We start from the raw sequence: 26228 nt of genomic DNA, 5'->3' as shown, positions 1-26228 counted from the left end.
CGCGCAACGAGTGGCCCGTGGGCAGGTCACGGTCTGCGACAGCCCCGGTCGGGTGGGGTGACGTCGCACAGCACGGGCGAAACCTCGTATGGTCGGGTGCGTGTTGGAGGAGATGCGGATACGGTCGCTCGGAGTGATCGACGACGCGGTCGTCGAGCTGTCGCCCGGCTTCACCGCCGTCACCGGTGAGACGGGCGCGGGCAAGACCATGGTGGTCACCAGCCTGGGGTTGCTGCTGGGCGGGCGCGCCGACCCGGCCCTGGTGCGGATCGGCGCCAAGAACGCGGTCGTGGAGGGGCGGATCGCCGTGCCCGCCGACGCCTCCGCCGTCGTACGGGCCGAGGAGGCCGGGGCCGAGCTGGACGACGGGGCGCTGCTGATCAGCCGCACCGTCTCCGCCGAGGGGCGGTCGCGGGCGTACCTGGGCGGCCGGTCGGTGCCCGTCGGGCTGCTCGCCGAGCTCGCCGACGAGCTGGTGGCCGTGCACGGGCAGACCGACCAGCAGGGGCTGCTCAAACAGTCCCGGCAGCGGCAGGCGCTGGACCGGTACGCGGGTGACGCGGTCGCCGTGCCGCTCGCCAAGTACAGCGCGGCGTACAAGCGGTTGCGGGCGGTCTCCGCGGAGCTGGAGGAGATCACCACGCGCGCGCGTGAGCGCGCCCAGGAAGCCGACATGCTGCGCTACGGGCTCGACGAGATCGCCGCCGTCGAACCGCGCCCCGGCGAGGACGTGGAGCTGGCGGAGGAGGCGGAGCGGCTGGGGAACGCCGAGGCGCTGGCGTCCGCCGCGACGGCCGCGCACGCCGCGCTCGCCGGCGATCCGGAGGACCCCGAGGGCGTCGACGCGGCGACCCTCGTCGCGGGCGCCCAGCGTGCCCTGGACGCCGTCCGGTCGCACGACCCGGCGCTGGCGCCGCTCGCGGACCGGATCGCGGAGATCGGGATCCTGCTGCGCGACGTGGCGGGGGAGCTCGCCGGGTACGCCGACGACCTGGAGGCCGATCCGCGCCGCCTGGCGGCGGTCGAGGAACGGCGGGCCGCGATCAACGGGCTCACGCGGAAGTACGGCGAGGACGTCGCCGCCGTACTGGAGTGGGCCGAGCGCGGCGCGGTGCGGCTGACCGAGCTGGACGGCGACGACGAGCGGATCGGGGAACTGACCGCCGAACGGGACGCCCTCAGGGCCGAACTGGGCGGTCTCGCGCAGGCGTTGACGGACGCGCGGACGGAGGCAGCCGAGCGGTTCGCCGCCGCCGTGACCGCCGAGCTGGCCTCGCTGGCTATGCCCCACGCGCGCGTGTCGTTCTCGATCCGGCAGACGGAGGACCCCGAGGGCGTGGAGGTCGGCGGGCGCACGGTCGCCTACGGTCCGTCGGGCGTCGACGAGGTCGAGCTGCTGCTCGCCCCGCACCCGGGCGCGCCGGCCCGGCCCATCGCCAAGGGCGCCTCCGGCGGCGAGCTGTCGCGCGTGATGCTGGCCGTGGAGGTCGTGTTCGCGGGGACCGACCCGGTGCCGACGTACCTGTTCGACGAGGTGGACGCCGGTGTCGGCGGCAAGGCGGCCGTCGAGATCGGGCGGCGCCTGGCGAAGCTGGCGAAGACCGCGCAGGTCGTGGTCGTCACGCACCTGCCGCAGGTGGCCGCGTTCGCCGACCGGCAACTGCTGGTCGAGAAGACGAACGACGGGTCGGTGACCCGGTCCGGCGTGAAGGTCCTGGAGGGCGAGGAACGCATCCGGGAGCTGTCCCGGATGCTGGCCGGGCAGGAGGACTCGGAGGCGGCCCGGGCGCACGCGGAGGAACTGCTGGCCACGGCGCGGGCGGAACTGTAGGGCCGCGCCCCGCCCGCACCGGGGGGCGGGGCGCGGCCTGCGTGTCGGTGCCGCCGCCTGGGCTGACCGGATGACCGATCGCGCACGTGGAACCGGTTCCCTCGGACTCGCCGCCGCGCTCACCCGGGCCGGTCGCGCACGGCCGCCGCGCTGGTGGCCGCGGCGGCGTGCGGGGACCGGGCGAGCGCGGCGGCGCGGTGGGAGGCGGCCGGGTGGCGTGCGGTGGTCCGTGGGATGAGGGGACAGGGCGGCACGCGGTGGTCCGTGGTGGGTGAGCGCGCTCGCGGGCGGGAAGCGCGCCGGCGCCGCGCCCCGGCCCTCCCGTTCGGGAACCCGCCGCCCGCACCTCACCCCTGTGGGTGACCCGAAGCGCCGTTCCGCCGGGCCCTCGCGGGGCCGGCGTTCCCGGAACGGCCCCACGTCCTGGCATCCTTGACGAAGGACCCGGAGAGAAGCGCACGCTGTGTCCCCGTCGCTCCATCCTTCTGTACGTTCTTCGTGACCGCCCGACGCCGAACCAGGAGCCCCGGCCACGTGACCCCCGTGAGCAGCCACGCACCGCACGGCCGGCCGCCGCTGCGCACCGTGCAGGTGCTGGGCGGCGGCAACACCGGCAGCGGTGCCCACGTGCGCTCGCTGGCCGCGGGGCTCGTCGCACGGGGTGTGAGGGTGACGGTGTGCGCCCCTGACGAAGCGGAACGCGCCTACGACTTCACCGGCACCGGCGCCGACCACGTCCACGTGCCGCGCGGCAGTGACCCGGTCGCCGTGGCCGCGCTGCGGGCGGCCTGCGCGGACGCCGACCTGGTGCACGCGCACGGGCTGCACGCCTCCTTCCGCGCCGTGCTCGCCCTCAGCGGGCGGCGCGCGCACACCCCGCTCGTCGTCACCCGGTACGACCGCGTCCACGCCGAAGGACCGCGCGCCCGTCTGCTGCGCGTGCTGGAGCGGCGGGTGATGCGGACCGCCACCGTGGTGCTCGGCGCCACCTCGGACCTGGTCGACCGGGCGCGGCGGGCGGGCGCGCGGGACGCCCGGCTCGCCGCCGTCGCACTGCCCGGTCCCCGCCCTCCCGCCCGGCCCGGGGACCCGGACGGGCTGCACCCCAAGCTCCGGGCCGAACTCGGTTCCGTCGAACGCCCGTTGCTCATCGCCGTCGGTTCCCTCGACCGGCACCGGGGTTACGACGTCCTGCTCGACGCCGCGCGCGCGTGGCGCCGCCTGGACCCGGTACCGCTGGTCGTCGTCGCCGGGGAGGGGCCGCTGCGCGCGGCACTGCAGCGGCGGATCGAGGACGAAGGGCTGCCGGTCCGGCTCATCGGCCGCCGTGACGACGTCACCGACCTGCTCGCGGCGGCCGACCTCGCCCTGCTGCCGAGCCGCCGGGAGGCGCGCTCGCTTCTCGCCCAGGAGGCCCTCCACGCGCGCGTGCCGCTCGTCGCGACCGACGTCGGCGGCATCCCCGAACTCGTCGGCGACGCCGCCGAACTCGTTCCCTACGGGGACGCGGAGGCGCTCGCGCGGGCCGTCGTCCGGCTCCTCGGTGATCCCGGACGGCGGGAGGAGCTGCGGGAGAAGGGGGTCCGGCAGGCGGCCACCTGGCCGACCGAGGACGAGACCGTGGCCCAAGTGCTCAGCGTGTACGACGAACTGACACAACCGCAGCCGTACCTCTAGGGGACCGCCGTCAGGGCACGTGCCGACGGGCGCGCAGCGCCAGGCTCAACGCCAGGACCGTCTGCGGGTCGTCGAGGTCCGTGCCGAGCAACTCCCCGATGCGGGCCAGGCGGTTGTAGAGGGTCTGCCGGTTGAGGTGGAGCTCGCGGGCCGTCTCCGCCTTGCGGCCCGCGTGCGCCAGGTACGTCTCCAGTGTGGGCAGCAGGGCAGGCTTGGAGCGCCGGTCGTGGTCGCGCAGGGGGCCGATGGCCCGGTCCACGAACGCCGCCAGGTCCGGGTGATCGCGCAGCCGCCACAGCAGCAGGTCGATGTCGAGGCGGCGGGCGTCGTACCAGGGCCGGTCCGGCAGGCCCTGCGCCGCGGCCGCCGTCTCCGCCGCGTGCCGCAGCCCCGCCGACGCCGCCGCCCAGCCGCCGGCCGGCCCGACCACCACGACGGGCGGCTGCGTCCCCGGCCGCCGCATCCCGGCCCGCTCCACGCCCGCCCGCAGCGCCGCCGCGACCCGGTCCGCGACCGCCGCCCGCTCCGACTCCGAGCGCAGGCCCAGCAGCAGCGGCACGCGGCCCTCGACGGGCCGTACGCCCAGCAGGACGGGTACCCCGACCACCGCCAGCTCCTCCGCGACCGCGCGCGCCAGCACCGCCCAGCCGCCCCCGGCGGGCGACAAGGCGCCACCCAGCCGCATCACCACCGGCAGCAGGGGGCCGCCACCCGGCTTGAAACCGAGGACGCGGGCCTGCGCCGGCGCGTCCTCCGCCGCGACGCGGCCCTCGGCGAGGTCGGTGAGGAAGTCGCCGCGCCCGCGCGCGGCCAGCTCCTCCTCCTGGCGGGCCTGCATCAGCACCACGGCCAGGATGCCCGCCGCCCGCTCCGCCGCCATCCGGTGCACCGGCGCCAGCGGAGCCCGGACGGGCAGCAGTACCAGCCGCGCCCGCACCGACCCGGCGCCGGGACCGCCGCCGGGCACGTCCACCAGGACCGATCCCGCGGGCGGCGGGGCGTCCTTGCGCTGGCCCCGCAGCCCCTCCCACACCTGGAGCGGATCGGCGCCCTCCGGACCCGTCCCGGCGGCGTACAGCAGCCGTCCGTCGGCCGTCTCCAGGAAGACGGGGTTGTCGCCGAAGTCGGCGAGGACACCGAGCGCCTGAGGCACCCCGCCGCCGCCCAGCAGGGCCTCGGTGCAGCGGTGGTGGACCTCCTCGGCGCGCTGGAGCAGTGCGTAGTGGCCGTTGACGATCTCGGTGTGGATCTCCTCGGTGACCGTCACGAACGGCACCTCGCGGTGCAGCTGCACCAGGGGCAGCCCGGCCGTCCGGGCGGTGTCGACGAGGGCCGCGGGCAGCCGTGCGAAGCGCGGGCCCAGCTCGACCACCAGGGCCGCGATGCCGCGCTCGGCCAGGGCGCGCACGAACGTCCGCTGGTCGGCGGGGCGGGTGCCGAGGCCGTAACCCGTGGTCAGCAGCAGCTCACCGCCCTTGAGCAGGGAGGCGATGTTGGGCACCTCGCCCGCGTGCACCCAGCGCACGGTGCGGTGCAGCCGGTCGGAGCCCGCCAGCACCTCGGGCAGTCCGCTGCGCAGTCCGGGCAGTTCCAGGGCGCGCTGGACGGTGATCCCGGCGCCGTGGGTGTCGAATCCGCGGTCCCTGCCCCTGATGCCGCTGTTCATGGGCCGGACGCTACCGGCGGGCGTGCCCCGGTGACATCTCCGGGCGGCCACGGCGGCGCGCACCGGACCCCGGCACCCGACGGGGGCGTCGCGCCCGGCGGGTGCCGCACGGACGCGTATCCGCCGTGGTGTGCGTCACTTCGCCGCCACGCCGGCGCAGCCGCGGACCCCAGCCCGGTGCCCGGGGCGGCGCCACCGGAGGCGGACGGCGCGGGCGGGCGGGTCGCCCCGGCGCGGCGGTCGCCGCCCGCGCACCGCCGCTCAGCCTCCGTAGGCCCCCGAAGCCGTCAGCCTCAGGGCCGTGTCGATGAGCGGCACATGGCTGAACGCCTGCGGGAAGTTGCCGACCTGGCGCTTGAGGCGCGGGTCCCACTCCTCCGCGAGCAGGCCCAGGTCGTTGCGCAGGGACAGCAGCTTCTCGAACAGCTGGCGCGCCTCGTCCACCCGGCCGATCATCGCCAGGTCGTCCGCCATCCAGAACGAGCAGGCCAGGAAGGCGCCCTCGTCGCCGGGCAGGCCGTCGACACCCGCGCTCTCGCCCTCGGTCGGGTAACGCAGGATGAAGCCGTCCGGCGTGGACAGCTCCCGCTGGATCGCCTCGATGGTGCCGATCACCCGCTTGTCGTCCGGCGGCAGGAAGCCCACCTGCGGGATGAGCAGCAGCGAGGCGTCCAGCTCCCGGGAGCCGTAGGACTGGGTGAAGGTGTTGCGTTCCTTGTCGTAGCCCTTCTCGCACACGTCCCGGTGGATGTCGTCGCGCAGCTGCTTCCAGCGCTCCAGCGGGCCGTCGGCGTCACCGGACTCGATCAGCTTGATGGTGCGGTCCACCGCGACCCAGGCCATCACCTTCGAGTGCACGAAGTGGCGGCGCGGGCCGCGCACCTCCCAGATGCCCTCGTCCGGGTCCTGCCAGTGGTCCTCCAGGTAGCGGATCAGCTTCAGCTGGAGCAGCGAGGCGTAGTCGTTGCGGGCCAGGCCCGTCATGTGGGCCAGGTGCAGGGCCTCGGTGACCTCGCCGTACACGTCGAGCTGGAGCTGGTGGGCGGCGCCGTTGCCGACCCGGACCGGGGCGGAGCCCTCGTAGCCGGGCAGCCAGTCCAGCTCCGCCTCGCCGAGCTCGCGCTCGCCGGCGATGCCGTACATGATCTGGAGGTTCTCCGGGTCGCCGGCCACCGCGCGCAGCAGCCACTCGCGCCAGGCGCGGGCCTCCTCGCGGTAGCCGGTGCGCAGCAGGGAGGACAGGGTGATCGCCGCGTCCCGCAGCCAGGTGTAGCGGTAGTCCCAGTTGCGCACGCCGCCGATCTCCTCCGGCAGGGAGGTGGTGGGCGCGGCGACGATGCCGCCGGTCGGGGCGTAGGTGAGGGCCTTCAGCGTGATCAGGGAACGGACCACTGCCTCACGGTAGGGGCCGTGGTACGTGCAGTGCTCCACCCACTCGCGCCAGAACTCCTCCGCCGCCTCCAGCGACTGCTCCGGCTCCGGCAGCGGCGGCGCCCCCTTGTGCGAGGGCTGCCAGGAGATGGTGAACGCGATCCGGTCACCGGGTGTGATCGTGAAGTCCGCGTAGGTGGTCAGGTCCCGGCCGTAGGTCTCCGACTCCGTGTCGAACCACACGGAGTCCGGGCCGGCGACCGCCACCGTGCGCCCCTCGTGCTTGTGCACCCACGGCACCACCCGCCCGTAGCTGAACCGCATCCGCAGCTCCGACCGCATCGGCACCCGGCCCGAGACGCCTTCCACGATGCGGATGAGCTGTGGGGCGCCGTCGCGCGGGGGCATGAAATCGGTCACGCGGACCGTGCCGCGCGGGGTGTCCCACTCGGATTCCAGGATGAGCGAGTCGCCGCGGTAGGAGCGCCGGTCCGCGACCGGCGGGCGGACGTCCGCGGCGTGGGCGGGCCCGAGCCGCCAGAAGCCGTGTTCCTCGGTGCCCAGCAGACCGGCGAAGATGGCGTGCGAGTCGAAGCGGGGCAGGCACAGCCAGTCGACTGTCCCGTCCCGGCAGACCAGCGCGGCGGTCTGCATGTCTCCGATGAGTGCGTAGTCTTCGATGCGCCCGGCCACGTGCAACTCCAGTCGAACGGCCACGTCACCCCGCAAAGGGGCGGTCGCTGATGCGGTCAAGGGGTGGTTGTAAAGCGTCGTTGAGCCATGAAGCAAAACAGCCGATCGGCTCTGAAGCCAATCACTGTGAAGCCGAAAGACAATTGTTGCTCAACACACTGACGAGCTCTCGTTGTTCCGGTGCGGGAAGGCGGGGGGTGGTGCCGCGCAGCCGGCCGGGCTCGGCAGCGAATGTCCGAGCAGGATACGACGCACGCGGATGATCCGTGTGCCGCTCCGGGCAACCTTTCCCCTGTCGGGTGGGTGAGCGCCGCACGCCCCGGCCCGGCGCCCGCGTCCGTGTCGGCGTGCGTGCGGAGCGTGGCCGGAAGCCATCGCCCTCCGGCGCTGATACGCTGGTAGCCCGTGGACCGGTGGACGCCCCCAGAAGGAAACAACCGCAGGGGAGCCCCGAACCGCAGCGACGGCACCGCCGGAGACCTCCGGCAGGAAGCCGCACCGCACCCCCAGACAGCGACCACGGGAGCCCCCTCTTGGCCATGCCGCCCAAATCCTCGACGACCAAGCACATCTTCGTCACCGGGGGTGTCGCCTCCTCTCTCGGCAAGGGGCTGACCGCCTCCAGCCTCGGCATGCTGCTCAAGGCCCGGGGTCTGCGCGTCGTGATGCAGAAGCTCGACCCCTACCTCAACGTCGACCCCGGCACGATGAACCCGTTCCAGCACGGTGAGGTGTTCGTCACCAACGACGGCGCCGAGACCGACCTGGACATCGGCCACTACGAGCGGTTCCTCGACCGCGACCTCGACGGCTCCGCCAACGTCACCACCGGGCAGGTCTACTCGACGGTGATCGCCAAGGAGCGGCGCGGCGAGTACCTCGGCGACACCGTGCAGGTCATCCCGCACATCACCAACGAGATCAAGCACCGCATCCGCCGCATGGCCACCGACGAGGTGGACGTGGTGATCACGGAGGTCGGCGGCACGGTCGGCGACATCGAGTCGCTGCCGTTCCTGGAGACCGTCCGCCAGGTCCGCCACGAGGTCGGCCGGGACAACGTCTTCGTGGTGCACATCTCCCTCCTGCCCTACATCGGCCCTTCGGGCGAGCTGAAGACCAAGCCCACCCAGCACTCGGTCGCCGCCCTGCGCAACATTGGCATCCAGCCGGACGCGATCGTGCTGCGCTGCGACCGTGAGGTACCCACGGCGATCAAGCGCAAAATCTCGCTCATGTGCGACGTCGACGAGGCCGCCGTCGTCGCCTGCCCCGACGCCCGCTCGATCTACGACATCCCGAAGGTCGTGCACGCCGAGGGCCTGGACGCCTACGTCGTCCGCAAGCTGGACCTGCCCTTCCGCGACGTGGACTGGACGACCTGGGACGACCTGCTCGACCGCGTCCACAACCCCGACCACGAGGTCACCCTCGCCCTGGTCGGCAAGTACATCGACCTGCCCGACGCCTATCTGTCGGTCACCGAGGCGCTGCGCGCCGGCGGCTTCGCCAACCGCGCCCGCGTCAAGATCAAGTGGGTCACCTCCGACGACTGCAAGACCCCGGCCGGCGCCAAGGCGCAGCTCGGCGACGTCGACGCCGTCTGCATCCCCGGCGGCTTCGGCGACCGCGGCGTGCTCGGCAAGGTCGGCGCGATCAAGTACGCCCGCGAGAACAAGATCCCACTGCTGGGCCTGTGCCTGGGCCTGCAGTGCATCGTGATCGAGGCCGCGCGCAACCTGGCCGGCATCACCGACGCCAACTCCACCGAGTTCGACCCGGCCACCGCCCACCCGGTCATCTCCACCATGGCCGAGCAGCTCGACATCGTCGCCGGCGAGGGCGACATGGGCGGGACGATGCGCCTGGGCATGTACCCGGCCAAGCTGGCCGAGGGTTCCATCGTCCGCGAGGTCTACGACGGCAAGGAGTACATCGAGGAGCGGCACCGCCACCGCTACGAGGTGAACAACGCCTACCGCGCGGAGCTGGAGAAGAAGGCCGGCATCGTCTTCTCCGGCACCTCCCCGGACGGCAAGCTCGTCGAGTACGTCGAGTACCCGCGCGACGTCCACCCGTACCTGGTCGCCACGCAGGCCCACCCGGAGCTGCGCTCGCGTCCGACCCGCCCGCACCCGCTCTTCGCCGGTCTGGTGAAGGCGGCCGTGGAGCGGCAGCAGGCCGGGCGGAAGACCGCCGAGTAACGCGACGGTTGTACGGTGGCCGGGGTGCACGTCTTCGAAAGACGGGCACCCTTGCTGCGTTCGTACACGTGACGTGCCCGTACGCATCGCTTCTGCACGTCCGGAAGGGTCTGGAAGGACAGGCATGACGATCAAGGACAGCCACGAGGAGTGGGAGATCCGGGCGACGGACGTCCCCTTCCGGGGCAACAAGACCTCCGTCCGCACCGACGACGTGGTCATGCCCGACGGCACGGTGGCGACCCGCGACTACCAGGTCCACCCCGGTTCCGTCGCCGTGCTCGCCCTGGACGACGCCGACCGCGTCCTGGTCATCCGCCAGTACCGGCATCCCGTGCGCCGGAAGCTGTGGGAGATCCCGGCCGGCCTGCTCGACGTCCCCGGTGAGAACCCGCTGCACGCCGCCCAGCGCGAGCTGTACGAGGAGGCCCACGTCAAGGCCGAGGACTGGCGGGTGCTGACCGACGTCTACACCACTCCCGGCGGTTGTGACGAGGCCGTGCGCATCTTCCTCGCCCGGGGCCTGTCCGAGGCCGAGGGCGAGCGGTTCGAGGTCGAGCACGAAGAGGCCGACATGGAGGTGGAGCGGGTCCCCGTCGCGGAGCTGGTCCGCGGGGTGCTCGCCGGCGACCTGCAGAACAACTGCCTCGTGGTGGGCGTCCTCTCCCTGGTCGCCGCCCGGCAGGGCGACGGGCTCGACGCGCTGCGCCCGGCCCGGGCGCCGTGGCCGGCCCGTCCCTTCGAGGACTGAGGCCGTTCCGGGAGGGCCGCGTGCCCTCCCCACCTGCAGTATGACGATCGGCTGATCCGATCGGGGGATGTGTCCGTCGTGCCCGCCGTGCTCCTCCCGGTCCGTAGCAGAGGGTGAAATAGGCTCGGAAAAACGCCCGGTCCGGAGTTCCGGCGGGCGTCGGCGTGCGGTGGGACCGGGAGTGTGGCCCGTGACGGATCAGGCGGTGGACACGGACGGCGTGCGGCTGGTGGGCGATGTCACCCAGGAGGCCGCCGAGGCGGGCGGCTTCCTGGGCCGCACCCGGGAGCTGAAGGAACTGCGCGCCGACATCGAGCGCGCAGGCCTGGACACCCTTTCCGGCCGCAAGGCTCCCCGCGCGCGCGTGCTGCTCATCGCCGGCCGGCCCGGCTCGGGCCGCACCGCGCTGGCCGGGGAACTCGTCCGCCAGGTCGCCCACCGGTACCCCGACGGCGTACTGCGGGTCCGGCTCAGCGAGCCCGACGGCACCCGCGTGCCCGTCGAGCACGCCGCCCGCGAACTGCTCACGGCGCTGGACCGCCCCACCCCCGCCGGTGCCGACGCGGACGTCCTCTCCGAGGCCCTGCGCACCGCCCTGGCCGGCCGCCGGGTCCTGCTCCTGCTCGACGACGCCGCCGACGCCGAGCAGGTCGACGCCCTGCTGCCGGACGCCCCGGACTGCCTGGCCGTCGCCGTCTCCGGCGGCCCGCTCACCGGCATCGCCGACGTCCGCCCGTGCACTCTCGGCGGCCTCGACACCAAGTCGGCCGTCGAAATGATCTCCCGGCGCATCGGCTCCGTCCGCGTCACCGTCGACCCCCGGGCCGCCGAGTGCCTGGTCGAGGAGTGCCAGGGCCAGCCCGCCGCCCTGGTACTGGCCGGCGGCTGGCTCGCCGCCCGCCCCATGGCGGCCGTCGCCGACCTCGTCAAGCACCTGCGGGCCGAGGACGGCGAGGGGACCCCGCTCGGCCGCGTCTTCCGCCTCGTCCACGCCTCCCTGCCCAGCCCCGCGGCGCGGATACTGCGCCTGCTCGCCCTCGCCCCGGCCGGCCTGGTCGACCCGCACACCGCCTCCGCACTCGCCGGCTGCTCGGTCAACGGCGCCCGCACCACCCTGGACGACTTCGTCGCCCTCGGCCTGCTGCGGACGGTGGACTCCCCGCTGCCCGAGTACGAGGTGCCCGGCTGCCTGCACCCCCTGCTGCTGGCCCTCGCCGAGCGGTACGAGCGGCCGGCCGAGCTCCAGCTGGCCCGCGCCCGCATGCTGGAGCGGACGGTACGGCTGCTCCAGGCGTGCCGGGCGATCACCGAGACGGACAGCCCGCAGGCCCGCGAGAAGCTCCTCGGCATGTCGCCCGCGGTGCGCTTCCCCACGCCGCGGGCCGCCGCCGAGTGGCTGCGGCTGCGCCGGCCCGCGCTGCTGGCCGCCGCCCGCCTCGCGGTCGCCGACGGCGAGCTGGACACCCTCGCCCGGCGCCTGATGTCCCAGCTGGTGCGGACGATGGTGGCCCACGTCGGCACCCGGGCCGCGGCGCCCGACCTGTACGACATCCACCGGCTCGTCCTCGACGTCGCCGAGCGGCGCGCGCTGCCCCGCGAGAAGGCCGCCGCCCTGCTGAACCTGGCCGACCTCGACGCCCGCACCGGCCGCACGGCCGACGCACTGGTGCGCTACCGGGCCGCTCTGGACGCCGGGAGGGAGGCGAACGACCCGTACGCGACCGGCCGCGCGATGGAATCCGTAGGCGGTGCCCACCTGGAGCTCGGCGACTACGACCGGGCCGCCGACTGGTTCGGCCGCGCCCTCGCCCAGCGGCTCGCCCGCGAGGAGGGTGCCGACGCCGCCCGGCTGTACGGCAGGATCGCCACCGCCCACACCTACGCGGGCCGCTACGGCGAGGCGCTGCGCAACTGGCGCGCGGCGATCACCGGCTACCGCAGGGCGGGCGACGTGGCCGCCCACGCGCGGGCGTTGAGCGAGCTGGCCCGCGTCCAGGAGTACGCCGGCCGTTTCGAGGAGTCGCTGCGCACCTGCCAGGAGGCCGTCGAGTGGGCCCGCCGCGCCGACGACGTACGGCTCCAGGCCGCGCTGCACCTGCGGCTGGCCGACACCCTGGACCACCTCGGCGACCCCGCGGCGGCCGGACTGCACCGCAGCACCGCCGAGCGGATGCTCGGCGAGGAGCTCCGGGAACCCCCGTCCGGGGCCCTCGGCCCCGACGCACGACCGGAACACGGCCCTAACGCCTGCGAAATCCGTAGCGCATCCGCTGAAGATTGATGCAATGAAAGGCTAGACAGCTGGAACACCTTCATTAGACTGGCTCTGCCGCACTTTCTCCTGCGGTCTCTCCCGGTGTGCCCTGTACGCCTGGGTATGTCTTGTAACAACCCCATCCTCTGAGCCAAGGACCGTGATCGACGTGAAGGTCGGCATTCCCCGCGAGGTCAAGAACAACGAGTTCCGGGTGGCCATCACCCCCGCCGGCGTGAACGAGCTGGTGCGCCACGGCCACGAAGTGGTCATCGAGCGCGGCGCCGGCGTCGGCTCGTCGATCACGGACGCCGAGTACGTCGCCGCCGGCGCGCGGATACTCGACACCGCCGACGAGGTCTGGGCCGCCGCGGACCTGCTGCTGAAGGTCAAGGAGCCCATCGCGGAGGAGTACCACCGCCTCCGCAAGGACCAGACCCTCTTCACCTACCTGCACCTGGCCGCCTCCAAGGAGTGCACGGACGCCCTGCTGGAGTCCGGCACCACCGCGATCGCCTACGAGACCGTCGAGCTGCCGAACCGCGCCCTGCCGCTGCTCGCCCCGATGTCCGAGGTCGCGGGCCGCCTGGCCCCGCAGGTCGGCGCCTACCACCTGATGCGCGCGGCCGGCGGGCGCGGCGTGCTGCCCGGCGGCGTCCCCGGCGTGCAGGCCGGCAAGGCCGTCGTCATCGGCGGTGGCGTCTCCGGCTGGAACGCCGCGCAGATCGCCATCGGCATGGGCTTCCACGTGACCTTGCTCGACAAGGACATCAACAAGCTCCGCGAGGCGGACAAGATCTTCGGCACGAAGATCCAGACCGTCGTCTCCAACGCCTTCGAGCTGGAGAAGGCCTGCCTGGAGGCCGACCTCGTCATCGGCGCCGTCCTCATCCCGGGCGCCAAGGCCCCGAAGCTGGTCACCAACGAACTGGTGTCCCGCATGAAGCCGGGAAGTGTCCTTGTCGACATCGCGATCGACCAGGGCGGCTGCTTCGAGGACTCGCACCCGACCACGCACGCCGAGCCCACCTTCAAGGTCCACGACTCGGTCTTCTACTGTGTCGCCAACATGCCGGGCGCCGTCCCGAACACCTCCACCTACGCGCTGACCAACGCGACGCTGCCGTACATCGTGGAACTGGCCAACCGCGGCTGGGCCGAGGCGCTGCGCCGCGACCCCGCGCTGGCCAAGGGCCTCAACACCCACGACGGCAAGGTCGTCTACAAGGAGGTCGCCGAGGCGCACGGCCTGGACCACGTGGAGCTGTCCTCCCTGCTCGGCTGACCAGCCGGCCGCCCCCCGGCCAAGTCGTCACCGGCAAAAGGCGATACGTCAACACGTGCCGTCAACCTCACGCGTCCGGCCGGACCTTGTCCCACAAGGTCCGGCCGGATGTGTGTATGGTCACTTCGCGATTCTCGGGCAACTCGCCTCGAACGCACCCCTTGAGCCGATTCGCACACCGGTGAAACCTGCCGTGCGACGTCCGTACGCCCTTGACAGCGGGATGTTTCATTGCCGACACATCAGGCCGGGTCCGGCGGATTGTGTTGCTGCGAACCGCCGACACGCCATAGAGTCGCCAACCGTCGGCATGGTGCCACGCTGACCTGTCTAGAAGTTTCCTGGTCACCAAGGAGGTAAGACGACTTGTGAATGAGTCGACATTTACTCCCGGGGGTGGTCAACCAGGAATGCCTGCGCAGGGCCGGGCCCCTGGGCGGTACGAGGCTGTCGGCTCCGTCGCTGTGCGCACCTTCGCAGCCCACCAGAGTCACCAGATGCCAGGGGCGACTCAGACAGCACACCAGAGCATGGATGGCCAACACGTGAACGCCATGGCCGGCGACGGAAGTGGCGCCCCCCACGACCACTTCGCCGACTACGAGGAAATTCCCGAGGGGCACTTCTACGACCCCGACGCCGAGTACGAGCCGGACCCCGAGTACGCGGCCACGCTCGCTCCCGACGCGGCCCGGCAGCGCCGGGAGCGCATCGGCCCGACCGGGCGCCCGCTGCCGTACTTCCCGATCCCGGGCCCGCTGACCGACCACGGCCCCGCGAAGATCATCGCGATGTGCAACCAGAAGGGCGGCGTCGGCAAGACGACGTCGGCCATCAACCTGGGCGCCGCGCTCGCGGAGTACGGGCGCCGGGTCCTGCTCGTCGACTTCGACCCGCAGGGCGCGCTCTCGGTCGGCCTCGGCGTCAACCCGATGGAGCTCGACCTCACCGTCTACAACCTGCTCATGGAGCGGGGCATGTCGGCCGACGAGGTGCTGCTGAAGACGGCGGTCCCCAACATGGACCTGCTGCCCAGCAACATCGACCTGTCGGCCGCCGAGGTCCAGCTGGTCTCCGAGGTCGCCCGCGAGTCGTCGCTGGCGCGCGCGCTGAAGCCGCTGCTGCCCGACTACGACTACGTCGTGATCGACTGCCAGCCCTCGCTCGGCCTGCTCACGGTCAACGCCCTGACGGCCGCCCACAAGGTGATCGTGCCGCTGGAGTGCGAGTTCTTCGCGCTGCGCGGTGTCGCCCTGCTGACGGAGACCATCGAGAAGGTCCAGGAGCGGCTCAACCCCGACCTCGAGCTCGACGGCATCCTCGCCACGATGTACGACTCGCGCACGGTGCACAGCCGTGAGGTGCTCGCGCGGGTCGTCGAGGCGTTCGACGACCACGTCTACCACACGGTCATCGGGCGCACGGTCCGCTTCCCGGAGACCACGGTCGCCGGTGAACCGATCACCACCTACGCCTCCAACTCCGTCGGCGCCGCCGCCTACCGCCAGCTCGCCAGGGAGGTGCTCGCCCGGTGTCACGCCGAGTGAGTCTGCCGGGGGCCGACGAACTCTTCCGCACGACAGGGGGAACGGCGCTGCAGCCGTCCACCCCGCGACGCCAGGCCAACGGGGACGCCCGGGTGCCGGCGCCGGCGGGGGAGACCGGCCCCGCGGCCGCCGAGGACGCCCCGCAGGCGGTGCCCGCGCGCGGCGGTGACGGCGAAGGCGCCGAGCACGTCGCGGTGGACGCGGACCCGGCCGGGACCGGCGAGTCGCGCATCCGCGGCACCGAGCGCTCCGCGCGGCGCGCGGGGGCGGTGCAGGAAGGTTCTGCCTCCGCCGCGGCCACCGCCCAGCCCCGCAAGCGCGGCCGGGCCGCCACCCGCCGCCCCAGCGGCCGGGAACGGCACGACGAGAAGATCACCGTGTACGTCTCCGCCGAGGAACTCATGGACCTGGAGCACGCCCGCCTGGTTCTCAGGGGCGAGCACGGGCTCGCCGTCGACCGCGGCCGCATCGTCCGCGAGGCGGTCGCCGTGGTCCTCGCCGACCTGGAGACCCGCGGGGACGCCAGCATCCTCGTACGGCGGCTGCGCGGGCGGTAGCGGTAGCCTGCGGAGGCTATGACCTCGTACGGCACCCCCGCCCCCTCCTCCGGCACGGCCGGCCGCCGGCGCGCGCTGGGACGGGGGCCGGGAGCCGCGCGGGCGGCTTCGCCGGCCGGGCCCGGCCCCGAAGCCGCGCCGGCCGCCGTGCAGTCCCCGGCCGACGCCGGGCCCGCCGTTCCCGGGGCGCCGGGGGCCGCCCCCGCGGCGCCGGACGCGGGGCCGGGGCCCGGTGACGACGGTGTCTTCACGGTGCGGCTCGCCAACTTCGAGGGCCCCTTCGACCTGCTGCTCCAGCTGATCTCCAAGCACAAGCTGGACGTCACCGAGGTCGCGCTGTCCCAGGTGACCGACGAGTTCATGGCGTACATCAGGGCGATGGGGCCGGACTGGGACCTGGACCGGACGACCGAGTTCCTGGTCGTGGCGGCCACCCTGCTCGATCTGAAGGCCGCCCGGCTGCTGCCCGCCGCCGAGGTGGAGGACGAGGCCGACCTGGCCCTGCTGGAGGCCCGCGACCTGCTGTTCGCGCGGCTGCTGCAGTACCGCGCGTACAAGCGGATCGCGGAGATCTTCGGCGAGCGGCTCGAGGCGGAGGCCCGGCGCTACCCGCGGACCGTCGGACTCGAACCGCGCTACGCCGAACTGCTCCCCGAGGTCGTCCTCGGCATCGGCCCGGAGCGCCTGGCCAAGCTCGCCGCCAAGGCGATGCAGCCCAGGCCCGAGCCGCAGGTGTACGTCGACCACATCCACGCGCCGCTGGTCAGCGTGCAGGAACAGGCGCAGATCGTCGTCGCCCGGCTGAGGGAGCTGGGCGAGGCCGCCTTCCCGGCCCTCGTCGCGGACACCGACGACACCCTGACGGTCGTCGCCCGCTTCCTCGCCCTGCTGGAGCTGTACCGGGAGAGGGCCGTGGCGCTGGAGCAGGAGACCGCGCTCGGGGAACTGCTGGTGCGCTGGACCGGCGGCGACGAGGACACCGCTCCCCTGGTGACCGACGAGTTCGACCGGTCGCCGGGGAAACCCGAGAAGGAGGAGAGGGAGTGAGGGAGGAGAAGGGGGCCACCGGGCCTCCGGCCGGGCTGCGGACCGTCGCCGGCCTGGAGCTCAAGCCCGCCCTGGAGGCCGTCCTGATGGTCGTGGACGGGCCCGCGACCGAGGAGCACCTGGCGAAAATCCTGGAACGGCCCCGGCGGCAGGTCGCGGACGCGCTGCGGGAACTGGCCGACGAGTACACCGCGCAGGGGCGCGGTTTCGAGCTGCGGTACGTCGCGGGCGGCTGGCGGTTCTCCACCCGGGCCGACTACGCCCCCGCCGTCGAGCGGTTCGTCCTGGACGGGCAGCAGGCCCGGCTCACCCAGGCGGCGCTGGAGACGCTGGCGGTGGTGGCGTACCGGCAGCCGGTCAGCCGCAGCCGCGTCTCCGCGGTGCGCGGTGTGAACTGCGACGGTGTGATGCGCACCCTCCTCCAGAGAGGTCTGGTCGAGGAGGCGGGCACGGAACCCGAAACAGGTGCGATCCTGTACAGGACGACGAACTACTTCCTGGAGCGGATGGGCCTGCGCGGTCTGGACGAGCTCCCTCAGCTCGCGCCCTTCCTCCCGGAGGCGGAGGCGATCGAGGCCGAGACCCAGGAAGGCGTGCCGTCGTTCGATCCGGACGCCCCGGATCCGGACGGCGGTCGTCCCACGACGAACATGCCCGGTACGACAGACACGACGACGACGGAACTTTGATGCGAAGCAGCGGTAGCGGCAAGAGCGGCGGGCGCGGTAACCACCGCGGCGCCGGCAACAACAGGGACCAGAAGCAGGGGCAGGGCCGTCCCCGCAAGCCCCGCCCCGAGGAGCGCCGCTACGACGTGGGCCCCGGCGCCACCAAGGACGGCCCGAAGGCCGGGCGCGGCGGCGCGGCCCGCGGCGGTGCCAAGCCGGGCGGGCGGGGCCGCAGCGCCCCGGCGCGCTCGCGCGAGTACGAGGCGCGGCTGGAGGAGCGCAACCGGGACCGGTACGCGGGCCGCAAGGAGGTCAAGCTGCCCAAGACCTTCCCGGGCGCCGAACAGGAGGGCGAGCGGCTCCAGAAGGTCCTCGCGCGCGCGGGCTACGGCTCCCGGCGGGCCTGCGAGGAACTGATCGACCAGGCCCGCGTCGAGGTCAACGGCGAGATCGTCACCGAGCAGGGCAAGCGGGTCGACCCCGAGAAGGACGAGGTCAAGGTCGACGGCCTGACCGTGGCGACCCAGTCGTACCAGTTCTTCTCGCTCAACAAGCCCGCCGGGGTCGTCTCCACCATGGAGGACCCGGAGGGCCGGCAGTGCCTCGGTGACTACGTCACCAACCGGGAGACCCGCCTCTTCCACGTCGGCCGCCTCGACACCGAGACCGAGGGCGTCATCCTGCTCACCAACCACGGCGAGCTGGCGCACCGGCTGACCCACCCCAAGTACGGCGTGCGGAAGACCTACCTCGCGCACATCGTCGGCCCCATCCCGCGCGACCTGGGCAAGCGCCTGAAGGACGGCATCCAGCTGGAGGACGGGTACGCGCGCGCGGACCACTTCCGGGTGGTGGAGCAGACCGGCAAGAACTACCTGGTCGAGGTCACCCTCCACGAGGGCCGCAAGCACATCGTGCGCCGCATGCTGGCGGAGGCGGGCTTCCCCGTCGACAAGCTGGTCCGCACCGCCTTCGGCCCGATCACGCTGGGCGACCAGAAGTCGGGCTGGCTGCGGCGGCTGTCGAACACCGAGGTCGGGATGCTGATGAAGGAGGTCGACCTCTAGGAGGGCCGGCCCGCGGGGGACCGGGTCCGCCGCCCGGTCCTTCCGCGGGCCGCACCGTTTCCAAGGGGCGGGATGCCGGTGCCCGGGCCCCTCCGGGACGCCTGGGCGGTGAGCGACGCCCCCGACCCGGCTCCGGTGGTTACCGGGCCGCAGGCACCGACCCCGTGACGCAGGCGTAGATCGTGTGGTCGCGTACCAGGGCCTGGGGATGCATGCCGGGAGCGTACGCGCCCCCTCACGTCAGGCGGATGGAATCCCCCTCCACCGTGATCCTCCGCTCGGGCAGGGCCCGGGTCGCCGGCGGGTTCGCCACCGAGCCGTCCGTGATCCGGAACCTGCTGCCGTGGCAGGTGCAGTTGATGGTGCCGGCCTCCACGCCGGCCACCGGGCAGCGCTGGTGGGTGCAGATCGCCGAGAACGCCTTGAACTCGCCTTTCCGCGGCTGGACCACCACGACCTGCTCATCCTTGATCACCGTGCCGCCGCCGACGGGGATGTCGGCCGTCTTGGCCAGTTCCCGGCCCGGGGAGGGCGTCCCGGCGGGCGTCTCGCCGGAGGAGCCCTCGCCGGAATCGCCGCATCCCGCCGGGAGTGCCGCGGCTCCCGCCGCCATGAGGACCGTGCGCCGCGTCGGGGGGTGGGCCATGTCGTCGCTCCGAGGGTGAGAGGGGGGATGTGCCGACCGGGGGAGCATCTTGGCATCGAAGCGGACAGATCGGAAGCAACCTGGAGGAGGCGGGCGAGAGCGCCCCGGGGCGCGGGAGGGGCGCGACACGGCGGAGGAGCGCCGGCGTCTCGGTCGGCGGGCGCCGCACACCGCCTGCGCGCCGCCTGGCTAGGCTGGACGGACCAAGAGCCGATACGCACGTCAGCAAGGAGCACGCCGTGGCGGTACGAGCGGTCCGGGGCGCCGTCCAATTGGACAGGGACGAGGCCGGGCACATGGACGAGCAGGTCGCAGCCCTGCTCACCGCCCTCCTGGAGCGCAACGGCCTGACCGCCGACGACCTGATCAGCGTCTGGTTCACGGCCACGCCCGACCTGCACAGCGACTTCCCGGCCGCCGCGGCCCGCAAGCTCGGCATCACCGACGTACCGCTGATCTGCGCCCAGGAGCTGGACGTCGAGGGCGCCATGCCGCGCGTCGTCCGCGTCCTCGCGCACATCGAGTCGGACAAGTCCCGTTCCGAGATCGCCCACGTCTACCTGGGCGCCGCGGCGGCCCTGCGCAAGGACATCGCCCAGTGAGAACCGCACTCGTCATCGGAACCGGCCTCATCGGCACCTCCGCCGCCCTCGCCCTGACCCGGCGCGGCGTCGTCGTCCACCTCGCCGACCACGACCCCGAACAGGCCCGTACGGCGGCGGCGCTCGGCGCCGGCACCGACGAGGCCCCGGACGGGCCGGTCGACCTCGCGATCGTGGCCGCTCCGCCGGCCCATGTGGCCGACGTGCTCGCCGGCGCCCTGCGGCGCGGGGCGGCGCGCGGCTACGTCGACGTGGCCAGCGTCAAGGGCGGTCCGCGCCGCGAACTGGAGGCCCGCGGACTGGACCTGACCCGCTACATCGGCACCCACCCCATGTCCGGCCGCGAGAAGTCCGGCCCGCTCGCCGCCACCGCCGACCTCTTCGAGAGCCGCCCCTGGGTGCTCACCCCCACCCGGGACACCGACACCGAGGTCCTCAACCTCGCCCTGGAGCTGGTCTCGCACTGCCGGGCCGTGCCCGTGGTGATGGACGCCGACGCCCACGACCGCGCCGTCGCCCTCGTCTCCCACATGCCCCACCTGGTCTCCAGCCTGGTCGCGGCCCGCCTGGAGCACGCCGAGGAGGCCGCCGTACGGCTGTGCGGGCAGGGCATCCGCGACGTGACCCGGATCGCCGCCTCCGATCCGCGGATGTGGATCGACATCCTCTCCGCGAACCCGGGGCCGGTCGCCGACCTGCTCACCGACGTCGCCGCCGACCTGGACGAGACGGTACGGGCCCTGCGCGCCCTGCAGTCCTGCGACGCGGACAAGCGCCGGGAGGGCGCCGCCGAGATCGAGGCCGTGCTGCGCAGGGGCAACGCCGGTCAGGTCCGCGTCCCCGGCAAGCACGGCAGCGCTCCGCGCGTCTACGAGACCGTGGCCGTCCTCATCGACGACCAGCCCGGCCAGCTCGCCCGCATCTTCGCGGACGCGGGACGGGCCGGGGTCAACATCGAGGACGTGCGGATCGAGCACGCGACCGGACAGCAGGCCGGCCTGGTGCAGCTGCTGGTGGAGCCGAAGGCGGTCGCCGTGCTGACCGCGGCCCTGCGGGAGCGGGGCTGGGCCATCCGGCAGTGATCCGGCCGATCACGTGCTTGTCATAGGGCCTCCGGGTTGCCAGTAACCTTGTGCGGGGCACCATCGCGCCCCGCACACTCCCACCGCACCGCACCAGGAAGGTGTCCCCCCGTGGAAAACGGCGCCGCCCGGACCGCCCCGCCCGTGATTGTCGCCATCGACGGCCCCTCCGGCACGGGCAAGTCGAGCACGTCGAAGGCCGTGGCCGCGCAGCTCGGCCTGAGCTACCTGGACACGGGTGCCCAGTACCGGGCGATCACGTGGTGGATGGTGACCAACGGCATCGACACCGCGGACCCGCACGCCGTCGCCGCCGCGGCCGGCAAGCCGGACATCGTCTCCGGCACCGACCCGGCCGATCCGACCATCACGGTCGACGGCGTGGACGTCTCCGGCCCGATCCGCACCCAGGAGGTCACCTCCAAGGTCAGCGCGGTCAGCGCCGTGCCGGAGGTGCGCAGCCGGATCACCGAGCTCCAGCGGGCGATCGCCGCCTCCGCGGTGACCGGCATCGTCGTCGAGGGCCGCGACATCGGCACCACCGTGCTGCCCGACGCCGACCTGAAGATCTTCCTCACCGCCTCCCCCGAGGCCCGCGCCGCCCGCCGCAGCAGCGAGCTCAAGGGGGCCGACGTCGACGCCACCCGCGAAGCGCTGATCAAGCGGGACCGGGCCGACTCCAGCCGCAAGACCTCGCCGCTCGCCAAGGCGGACGACGCCGTCGAGGTGGACACCACCGACCTCACGCTGCCACAGGTCATCGAGTGCGTCGTCACGCTCGTCGAGGAGAAGCGGGCCGGGAAGTGAGCCTTCCGTCCGAGAAGGGCGCCGAGGTCGGGCGGCGCATCGGCGTCGGCCTGATGTACGGGCTGTTCAAGCCGCGCGTGCTGGGAGCCTGGAAGGTGCCCGCGACCGGCCCGGTGATCCTCGCGGTCAACCACAGTCACAACCTCGACGGCCCCATGGTCATGGGCGTGGCGCCCCGGCCGACGCACTTCCTGGTCAAGAAGGAGGCGTTCGTCGGCCCGCTGGACCCCTTCCTGACCGGCATCGGCCAGCTCAAGGTGGACCGCGCCACCACCGACCGCACGGCGATCACCCGGGCGCTGGACGTGCTGTCGGCCGGCGGAGTCCTCGGGATCTTCCCGGAGGGCACCCGGGGCGAGGGCGACTTCGCCTCGCTGCGCGCCGGTCTCGCCTACTTCGCCGTGCGCAGCGGCGCGCCGATCGTCCCGGTGGCGGTGCTGGGAAGCTCCGAGCGGCGCGGGCGGTTGATAAAGGGGCTGCCTCCCCTGCGTTCCCGCATCGACGTCGTCTTCGGCGACCCCTTCGAGGCGGGTGACGGCAGCGGGCGGCGGACCCGCAAGGCACTGGACGAGGCGACCGAACGCATCCAGAAGCAGCTCACCGCGCACCTGGAAAACGCCAGGCGCCTGACCGGGCGCCGGGCGACACTTGAGTAGTGGATCACCCGGTACAGGGGTTTTCCACCGATCACCACGATGAACGAGGTACGGACTTCATGAACGACGACATCCACTCCGAGGGCTCGGGCGAGGAGCACGACCACGGGGCGCTTGGCGACGCCGAGTACGCGGAGTTCATGGAGCTCGCCGCGGAAGAGGGCTTCGACGTCGAGGAGGTCGAGGGCGCCATCGAGGCGGCCGGGCACGGCCCGCTGCCCGTCCTCGCCGTCGTCGGCCGCCCCAATGTCGGCAAGTCGACCCTGGTCAACCGGATCATCGGCCGTCGCGAGGCGGTCGTCGAGGACAAGCCGGGCGTCACCCGCGACCGCGTGACCTACGAGGCCGAGTGGGCGGGCCGGCGCTTCAAGGTCGTCGACACCGGCGGCTGGGAGCAGGACGTCCTCGGCATCGACGCCTCCGTCGCCGCCCAGGCCGAATACGCGATCGAGGCCGCCGACGCGGTCGTCTTCGTCGTGGACGCCAAGGTCGGCGCCACCGACACCGACGAGGCCGTCGTACGGCTGCTGCGCAAGGCCGGCAAGCCGGTCGTGCTGTGCGCCAACAAGGTGGACGGCCCCAGCGGCGAGGCCGACGCGGCGTACCTGTGGTCGCTGGGCCTGGGCGAGCCGCACCCGGTCTCCGCGCTGCACGGCCGCGGCACCGGCGACATGCTGGACAAGGTCCTGGAGGTGCTGCCCCAGGCCCCGGCGCAGACCTTCGGCACCGCCGTCGGCGGCCCGCGCCGCATCGCCCTGATCGGCCGTCCGAACGTCGGCAAGTCCTCGCTGCTGAACAAGGTGGCGGGCGAGGAGCGCGTCGTCGTCAACGAACTCGCCGGCACCACCCGCGACCCGGTCGACGAGCTGATCGAGCTGGGCGGCGTGACCTGGAAGTTCGTCGACACCGCCGGTATCCGCAAGCGGGTCCACCTCCAGCAGGGCGCCGACTACTACGCCTCGCTGCGCACCGCCGCCGCCGTGGAGAAGGCCGAGGTCGCCGTCATCCTCATCGACGCCTCGGAGCCGATCTCGGTGCAGGACCAGCGGATCGTCACCATGGCCGTCGAGGCGGGCCGCGCGATCGTCCTGGCGTTCAACAAGTGGGACACCCTCGACGAGGAGCGCCGCTACTACCTGGAGCGGGAGATCGAGACCGAGCTCGGCCAAGTGGCGTGGGCGCCGCGGGTGAACGTCTCGGCGCGCACCGGACGCCACATGGAGAAGCTGGTCCCGGCGATCGAGACGGCCCTGGCGGGCTGGGAGACCCGGGTGCCGACGGGCCGGCTGAACGCGTTCCTCGGCGAGCTGGTCGCCGCCCACCCGCACCCGATCCGGGGCGGCAAGCAGCCGCGCATCCTGTTCGGCACCCAGGCCGGTACCAAGCCGCCGCGGTTCGTGCTCTTCGCCACCGGGTTCATCGAGGCCGGCTACCGGCGCTTCATCGAGCGCCGCCTGCGCGAGGAGTTCGGCTTCGAGGGGACGCCGATCCACCTCTCGGTGCGGGTGCGCGAGAAGCGCGGCGGGAAGAAGAAGTAGAAGCACAGGCGGCAGCGGAAGAGGGCGGTTCCCCGCGGGGAACCGCCCTCTTCCGCTGCCGCCTGTCAGGTGCCCGTGCGGGGCGCCGGCGGCAGTGCGGGATGGATGCCGACGCGCTGCCAGGGCGACTGCTGCGTGCGGCGGGCGCTGTGGGCCCCGGCGCTGTAGGCACCGTACGAGTCCCTGCCCGCGGGGATGCTCCGGAAGGCGGTGAATCCCAGTTCTTCCTCGCCGCTGCGGTCGCCCGGCAGGGCGCGGAAGGACCTGACGTACTCGGCGTAGAGCGCGTCGTAGATCGGCGTGGCCGAGGGGCCACCGTGGCGGTGGGAAACGTCGTATGCGTGCACGTATGTCCAAACGACCCCGGACGCGAAGGGATGCGGCCGGGCGTCGTCGTGCCCGGGGTGCGGGGACCGCGCGTCAGGTGCCCGCCAGCGGCAGCGCGGCGGCGACGAGCCGCCCTCCCGCCGCCGCCTTGTCCAGCGCCTCCCGCAGCAGGTCCTCCCGCGGCTGCCGCCCGATCGACCCGACCGGCGCCGCGAACAGCAGCACCTGCTGGTGCTTGCCGGCCGCCGTGCGCCAGCCGTCGGTGACCTGGAGGGGCTGGTGTGCCTGCCACCAGGCCACCGGCCGGCCGCCGTTCGGGGAGGGCTGCAGCACGGCGTGCAGCTGCCCCATGGCGAGCAGCACCGACCAGCCGTGCAGCACGGGCGGTACGGCGGACAGGCCGGTCACCGGCAGGAAGCCCTGTTCGAGGAGGAGCGGCAGGAAGTCGTCGCCGGTGGTCGTGGTGCCGGGACGCGCGATGGGAGCGGTCGGCTCCACGACGAGGGCGGGGTGCAGCTCCCCGGAGATCAGGACGAGCCCGCTGGTCACCCCGAGCACGGCCTGCCGGGGCTCCGCGGCGAAGTCGACGGCGTCGACGGCGTCGACCGTGTCGCCGGTGCCGCCGGCGATGGACCTCACGGCGCCCTGGAGCTGTTCCTCGGTGACCTTGACCACCTGCGAGGGCAGGCAGCCCGCGTGGGCGAAGGCGAGGACGGCGGTCTCGTCCCCGACGAACAGGACGGTGCTCGTCAGTTCCTGCCGGGGGTCGCCCGGAGTGCGGCAGGACGTGCAGTCGTAGCCGGCCGGGGCGGTCTCTCCGGTGAGCAGGCGGTCGGCTTCCTCATCGCCGATCTCGGCGCGTACCTCGTCGCTGACGTCGAGCATGGGCGGCACGGGTGGCTCCCTCGGGATGCGGTGCGTGGCGAGGCCGGAGGTGGCTCCCGGCCTGTGGTCCGGGCGGGTCCCCGGCTCATGAAGAAGACAACGGGGGATCCGTGGCGGGAGTAACGCCCCGCAGTGAACGGAATCGAACCATCCGGCGCACGCGATCGCCTGTCCCGCGGGAGGGGGCGTGAGGCGTCAACTGGCCCTGTTCGCAAGGTTGTCGAGCAGGTGTGGTGGGGGGCGCGAGGCGGGAAGCGCTGGTCGACAAATCGGGAAATTGCCCGATGAAGCGGATGGCTGAAAAGTGCCGGTACCCGCGGTGGTGGCGGACCGGTCCGGAGGGGCGGGCGGGCCGCGGGCGGGCCGCCCGCCGGTGGCTCTCTCGCCGGGCGGTCGGAGAAGCCGCGGTGTTGCGGATGTGTACATGACCGGCCCCGAAGACCGTGTGCGCGAGTTGTGTGGTACTTGTGTCCGCGGTGTCTTCCGGCGGTCCGTGCGCGACTGGAATGGAAAGGGCGGAAGGGTCATTGGCCGGCCTTTTCCGTGCGGTTATTCGAAGGAGTGCCGGGGTGTGCGGAATTTCCTTCCCATGCTCCTGGTGGCGGTAGGGAACCGCTCGTCCGTGTGATGGAGTTCGGTCAAAACGCGAACCGAGATCCTGTGACAGAAATGTGACCCTGGAGGAGTCTGTGAGCCGTGTTACCGGCTTCGCCTTCCCCCGCGGTAGGACAGGGCATAGCGTGGCGGCATGGCACCGATTCCGAGGCCCCCGGCCGAACCCCAGGACAGTCCGGACGCATACGTCGGCCTCGATTCCGAGGCGGCCGAACGACTGGCGCGGGAGCGGGGATGGTCGACGGTGCGGTCCCTGCCGCCGGGCGCGGTCATCACCATGGAGTACCGCGCGGGCCGGCTGAACTTCGAGGTGAGGGACGGCCGCGTGGCGCGCGCCTGGAAGGGCTGACACCGCGCACACCGCTCCGTGCGGGGCCGCACGCGGCGACGGCCCCGGACACCTCCGTGCGGGAGGGCCGGGGCCGTCGTGTGCGGGCGGGGCGCCGCAAAGG

22 protein-coding genes are annotated in these 26228 nt (G+C 73.1%); 17 read left to right on the top strand and 5 right to left on the bottom strand.

The window, feature by feature from the left end:
- The first annotated feature begins 88 nt into the window (after nt 1-88).
- Nucleotides 89-1831 (top strand): DNA repair protein RecN, encoded by a 1743-nt coding sequence (recN, locus tag ACSU6Z_RS05620; protein WP_437043450.1) that lies wholly within the window; start codon nt 89-91, stop codon nt 1829-1831.
- Between the two features lie 534 nt (nt 1832-2365).
- Nucleotides 2366-3508, top strand: coding sequence for a glycosyltransferase family 4 protein (locus ACSU6Z_RS05615; RefSeq protein WP_437043448.1), 1143 nt, complete (start codon nt 2366-2368; stop codon nt 3506-3508).
- A 10-nt stretch (nt 3509-3518) separates the two neighbouring features.
- On the opposite strand, the gene ACSU6Z_RS05610 is transcribed toward ACSU6Z_RS05615, so the two are convergent.
- Both ACSU6Z_RS05610 and ACSU6Z_RS05605 read right to left on the bottom strand, forming a co-directional pair.
- Entirely contained in the window at nt 3519-5174 is a 1656-nt protein-coding gene (locus ACSU6Z_RS05610; RefSeq protein ID WP_437043446.1) for a PucR family transcriptional regulator, read from the bottom strand.
- A gap of 261 nt (nt 5175-5435) precedes the next feature.
- Entirely contained in the window at nt 5436-7238 is a 1803-nt protein-coding gene (locus ACSU6Z_RS05605) for a glycoside hydrolase family 15 protein (protein WP_437050192.1), read from the bottom strand.
- A 539-nt stretch (nt 7239-7777) separates the two neighbouring features.
- Between ACSU6Z_RS05605 and ACSU6Z_RS05600 the strand changes: the two genes are divergently transcribed.
- The 9 genes from ACSU6Z_RS05600 (at nt 7778) to ACSU6Z_RS05560 (ending at nt 18618) form a co-directional block, all read left to right on the top strand.
- On the top strand, nt 7778-9442 hold the full coding sequence (locus tag ACSU6Z_RS05600) for a CTP synthase (protein WP_437043444.1): 1665 nt from the start codon (nt 7778-7780) through the stop codon (nt 9440-9442).
- A gap of 124 nt (nt 9443-9566) precedes the next feature.
- The gene (locus ACSU6Z_RS05595) at nt 9567-10193 is read left to right on the top strand and encodes an NUDIX domain-containing protein (protein ID WP_437043442.1); all 627 of its coding nucleotides are present in this window, start codon (nt 9567-9569) and stop codon (nt 10191-10193) included.
- A gap of 190 nt (nt 10194-10383) precedes the next feature.
- Complete coding sequence (locus ACSU6Z_RS05590) at nt 10384-12474, top strand: tetratricopeptide repeat protein (protein ID WP_437043440.1); 2091 nt, start codon at nt 10384-10386, stop codon at nt 12472-12474.
- A 133-nt stretch (nt 12475-12607) separates the two neighbouring features.
- Entirely contained in the window at nt 12608-13732 is a 1125-nt protein-coding gene (gene ald, locus ACSU6Z_RS05585; protein ID WP_437043438.1) for an alanine dehydrogenase, read from the top strand.
- Between the two features lie 410 nt (nt 13733-14142).
- Complete coding sequence (locus ACSU6Z_RS05580; RefSeq protein ID WP_437043436.1) at nt 14143-15279, top strand: ParA family protein; 1137 nt, start codon at nt 14143-14145, stop codon at nt 15277-15279.
- Nucleotides 15264-15836, top strand: a complete 573-nt coding sequence (locus ACSU6Z_RS05575) for a hypothetical protein (RefSeq protein WP_437043434.1) — start codon at nt 15264-15266, stop codon at nt 15834-15836. Before ACSU6Z_RS05580 ends, ACSU6Z_RS05575 begins: the two co-directional genes overlap by 16 nt.
- A gap of 18 nt (nt 15837-15854) precedes the next feature.
- A complete protein-coding gene (locus ACSU6Z_RS05570) occupies nt 15855-16883 on the top strand; it encodes a segregation and condensation protein A (protein WP_437043432.1) in 1029 nt (342 codons plus the stop codon).
- Nucleotides 16880-17572 carry an SMC-Scp complex subunit ScpB gene (scpB, locus tag ACSU6Z_RS05565; protein WP_437043430.1) on the top strand — a complete coding sequence of 231 codons (693 nt, stop codon included), beginning with the start codon at nt 16880-16882 and terminating at the stop codon, nt 17570-17572. Before ACSU6Z_RS05570 ends, scpB begins: the two co-directional genes overlap by 4 nt.
- The gene (locus ACSU6Z_RS05560) at nt 17572-18618 is read left to right on the top strand and encodes a pseudouridine synthase (RefSeq protein ID WP_437043428.1); all 1047 of its coding nucleotides are present in this window, start codon (nt 17572-17574) and stop codon (nt 18616-18618) included. The genes scpB and ACSU6Z_RS05560 overlap by 1 nt, the downstream gene beginning before the upstream one ends.
- A gap of 235 nt (nt 18619-18853) precedes the next feature.
- Here ACSU6Z_RS05560 and ACSU6Z_RS05555 read toward each other — a convergent pair whose 3' ends face one another.
- Nucleotides 18854-19264, bottom strand: coding sequence for a Rieske (2Fe-2S) protein (locus tag ACSU6Z_RS05555; RefSeq protein WP_437043426.1), 411 nt, complete (start codon nt 19262-19264; stop codon nt 18854-18856).
- A 239-nt stretch (nt 19265-19503) separates the two neighbouring features.
- Here ACSU6Z_RS05555 and aroH point away from each other — a divergent pair, with 239 nt between their 5' ends.
- The 5 genes from aroH to der all read left to right on the top strand — a co-directional run bounded on the left by aroH (nt 19504) and on the right by der (nt 23949).
- Complete coding sequence (gene aroH / locus ACSU6Z_RS05550; RefSeq protein WP_437043424.1) at nt 19504-19866, top strand: chorismate mutase; 363 nt, start codon at nt 19504-19506, stop codon at nt 19864-19866.
- Nucleotides 19863-20948, top strand: coding sequence for a prephenate dehydrogenase (locus tag ACSU6Z_RS05545; RefSeq protein ID WP_437043422.1), 1086 nt, complete (start codon nt 19863-19865; stop codon nt 20946-20948). Before aroH ends, ACSU6Z_RS05545 begins: the two co-directional genes overlap by 4 nt.
- A 111-nt stretch (nt 20949-21059) precedes the next feature.
- Nucleotides 21060-21755, top strand: coding sequence for a (d)CMP kinase (gene cmk, locus ACSU6Z_RS05540; RefSeq protein WP_437043420.1), 696 nt, complete (start codon nt 21060-21062; stop codon nt 21753-21755).
- 53 nt (nt 21756-21808) lie between these two features.
- Nucleotides 21809-22411 carry a lysophospholipid acyltransferase family protein gene (locus ACSU6Z_RS05535; protein WP_437050190.1) on the top strand — a complete coding sequence of 201 codons (603 nt, stop codon included), beginning with the start codon at nt 21809-21811 and terminating at the stop codon, nt 22409-22411.
- Nucleotides 22412-22470: 59 nt separating this feature from the next.
- Entirely contained in the window at nt 22471-23949 is a 1479-nt protein-coding gene (der, locus tag ACSU6Z_RS05530) for a ribosome biogenesis GTPase Der (RefSeq protein ID WP_437043418.1), read from the top strand.
- Between the two features lie 65 nt (nt 23950-24014).
- Here the strand turns inward: der and ACSU6Z_RS05525 are convergent, their stop codons facing one another.
- Complete coding sequence (locus ACSU6Z_RS05525) at nt 24015-24296, bottom strand: hypothetical protein (protein ID WP_437043416.1); 282 nt, start codon at nt 24294-24296, stop codon at nt 24015-24017.
- 73 nt (nt 24297-24369) lie between these two features.
- Entirely contained in the window at nt 24370-25170 is an 801-nt protein-coding gene (locus tag ACSU6Z_RS05520; RefSeq protein ID WP_437043415.1) for a hypothetical protein, read from the bottom strand.
- Nucleotides 25171-25909: 739 nt separating this feature from the next.
- Here ACSU6Z_RS05520 and ACSU6Z_RS05515 point away from each other — a divergent pair.
- A complete protein-coding gene (locus ACSU6Z_RS05515) occupies nt 25910-26125 on the top strand; it encodes an I78 family peptidase inhibitor (protein WP_437043413.1) in 216 nt (71 codons plus the stop codon).
- The last annotated feature ends 103 nt before the right edge of the window (nt 26126-26228 follow it).

This window comes from Streptomyces sp. enrichment culture, from assembly GCF_964273145.1.
Taxonomy (GTDB): domain Bacteria; phylum Actinomycetota; class Actinomycetes; order Streptomycetales; family Streptomycetaceae; genus Streptomyces.
Note: the sequence above shows the minus strand (reverse complement) of the source record. Positions and strands in the feature narration are given on the sequence as shown.

What these genes read in the sequence shown, in the direction of transcription:
- recN (WP_437043450.1), top strand. Translation starts at nt 89, where the DNA reads ATGGTCGGGTGCGTGTTGGAGGAGATGCGGATACGGTCGCTCGGAGTG.
- ACSU6Z_RS05610 (WP_437043446.1), bottom strand. Translation starts at nt 5,174, where the DNA reads ATGAACAGCGGCATCAGGGGCAGGGACCGCGGATTCGACACCCACGGC.
- ACSU6Z_RS05600 (WP_437043444.1), top strand. Translation starts at nt 7,778, where the DNA reads ATGCCGCCCAAATCCTCGACGACCAAGCACATCTTCGTCACCGGGGGT.
- ACSU6Z_RS05595 (WP_437043442.1), top strand. Translation starts at nt 9,567, where the DNA reads ATGACGATCAAGGACAGCCACGAGGAGTGGGAGATCCGGGCGACGGAC.
- ACSU6Z_RS05580 (WP_437043436.1), top strand. Translation starts at nt 14,143, where the DNA reads ATGCCTGCGCAGGGCCGGGCCCCTGGGCGGTACGAGGCTGTCGGCTCC.
- ACSU6Z_RS05570 (WP_437043432.1), top strand. Translation starts at nt 15,855, where the DNA reads ATGACCTCGTACGGCACCCCCGCCCCCTCCTCCGGCACGGCCGGCCGC.
- ACSU6Z_RS05560 (WP_437043428.1), top strand. Translation starts at nt 17,572, where the DNA reads ATGCGAAGCAGCGGTAGCGGCAAGAGCGGCGGGCGCGGTAACCACCGC.
- ACSU6Z_RS05555 (WP_437043426.1), bottom strand. Translation starts at nt 19,264, where the DNA reads ATGGCCCACCCCCCGACGCGGCGCACGGTCCTCATGGCGGCGGGAGCC.
- ACSU6Z_RS05535 (WP_437050190.1), top strand. Translation starts at nt 21,809, where the DNA reads ATGTACGGGCTGTTCAAGCCGCGCGTGCTGGGAGCCTGGAAGGTGCCC.
- der (WP_437043418.1), top strand. Translation starts at nt 22,471, where the DNA reads ATGAACGACGACATCCACTCCGAGGGCTCGGGCGAGGAGCACGACCAC.
- ACSU6Z_RS05515 (WP_437043413.1), top strand. Translation starts at nt 25,910, where the DNA reads ATGGCACCGATTCCGAGGCCCCCGGCCGAACCCCAGGACAGTCCGGAC.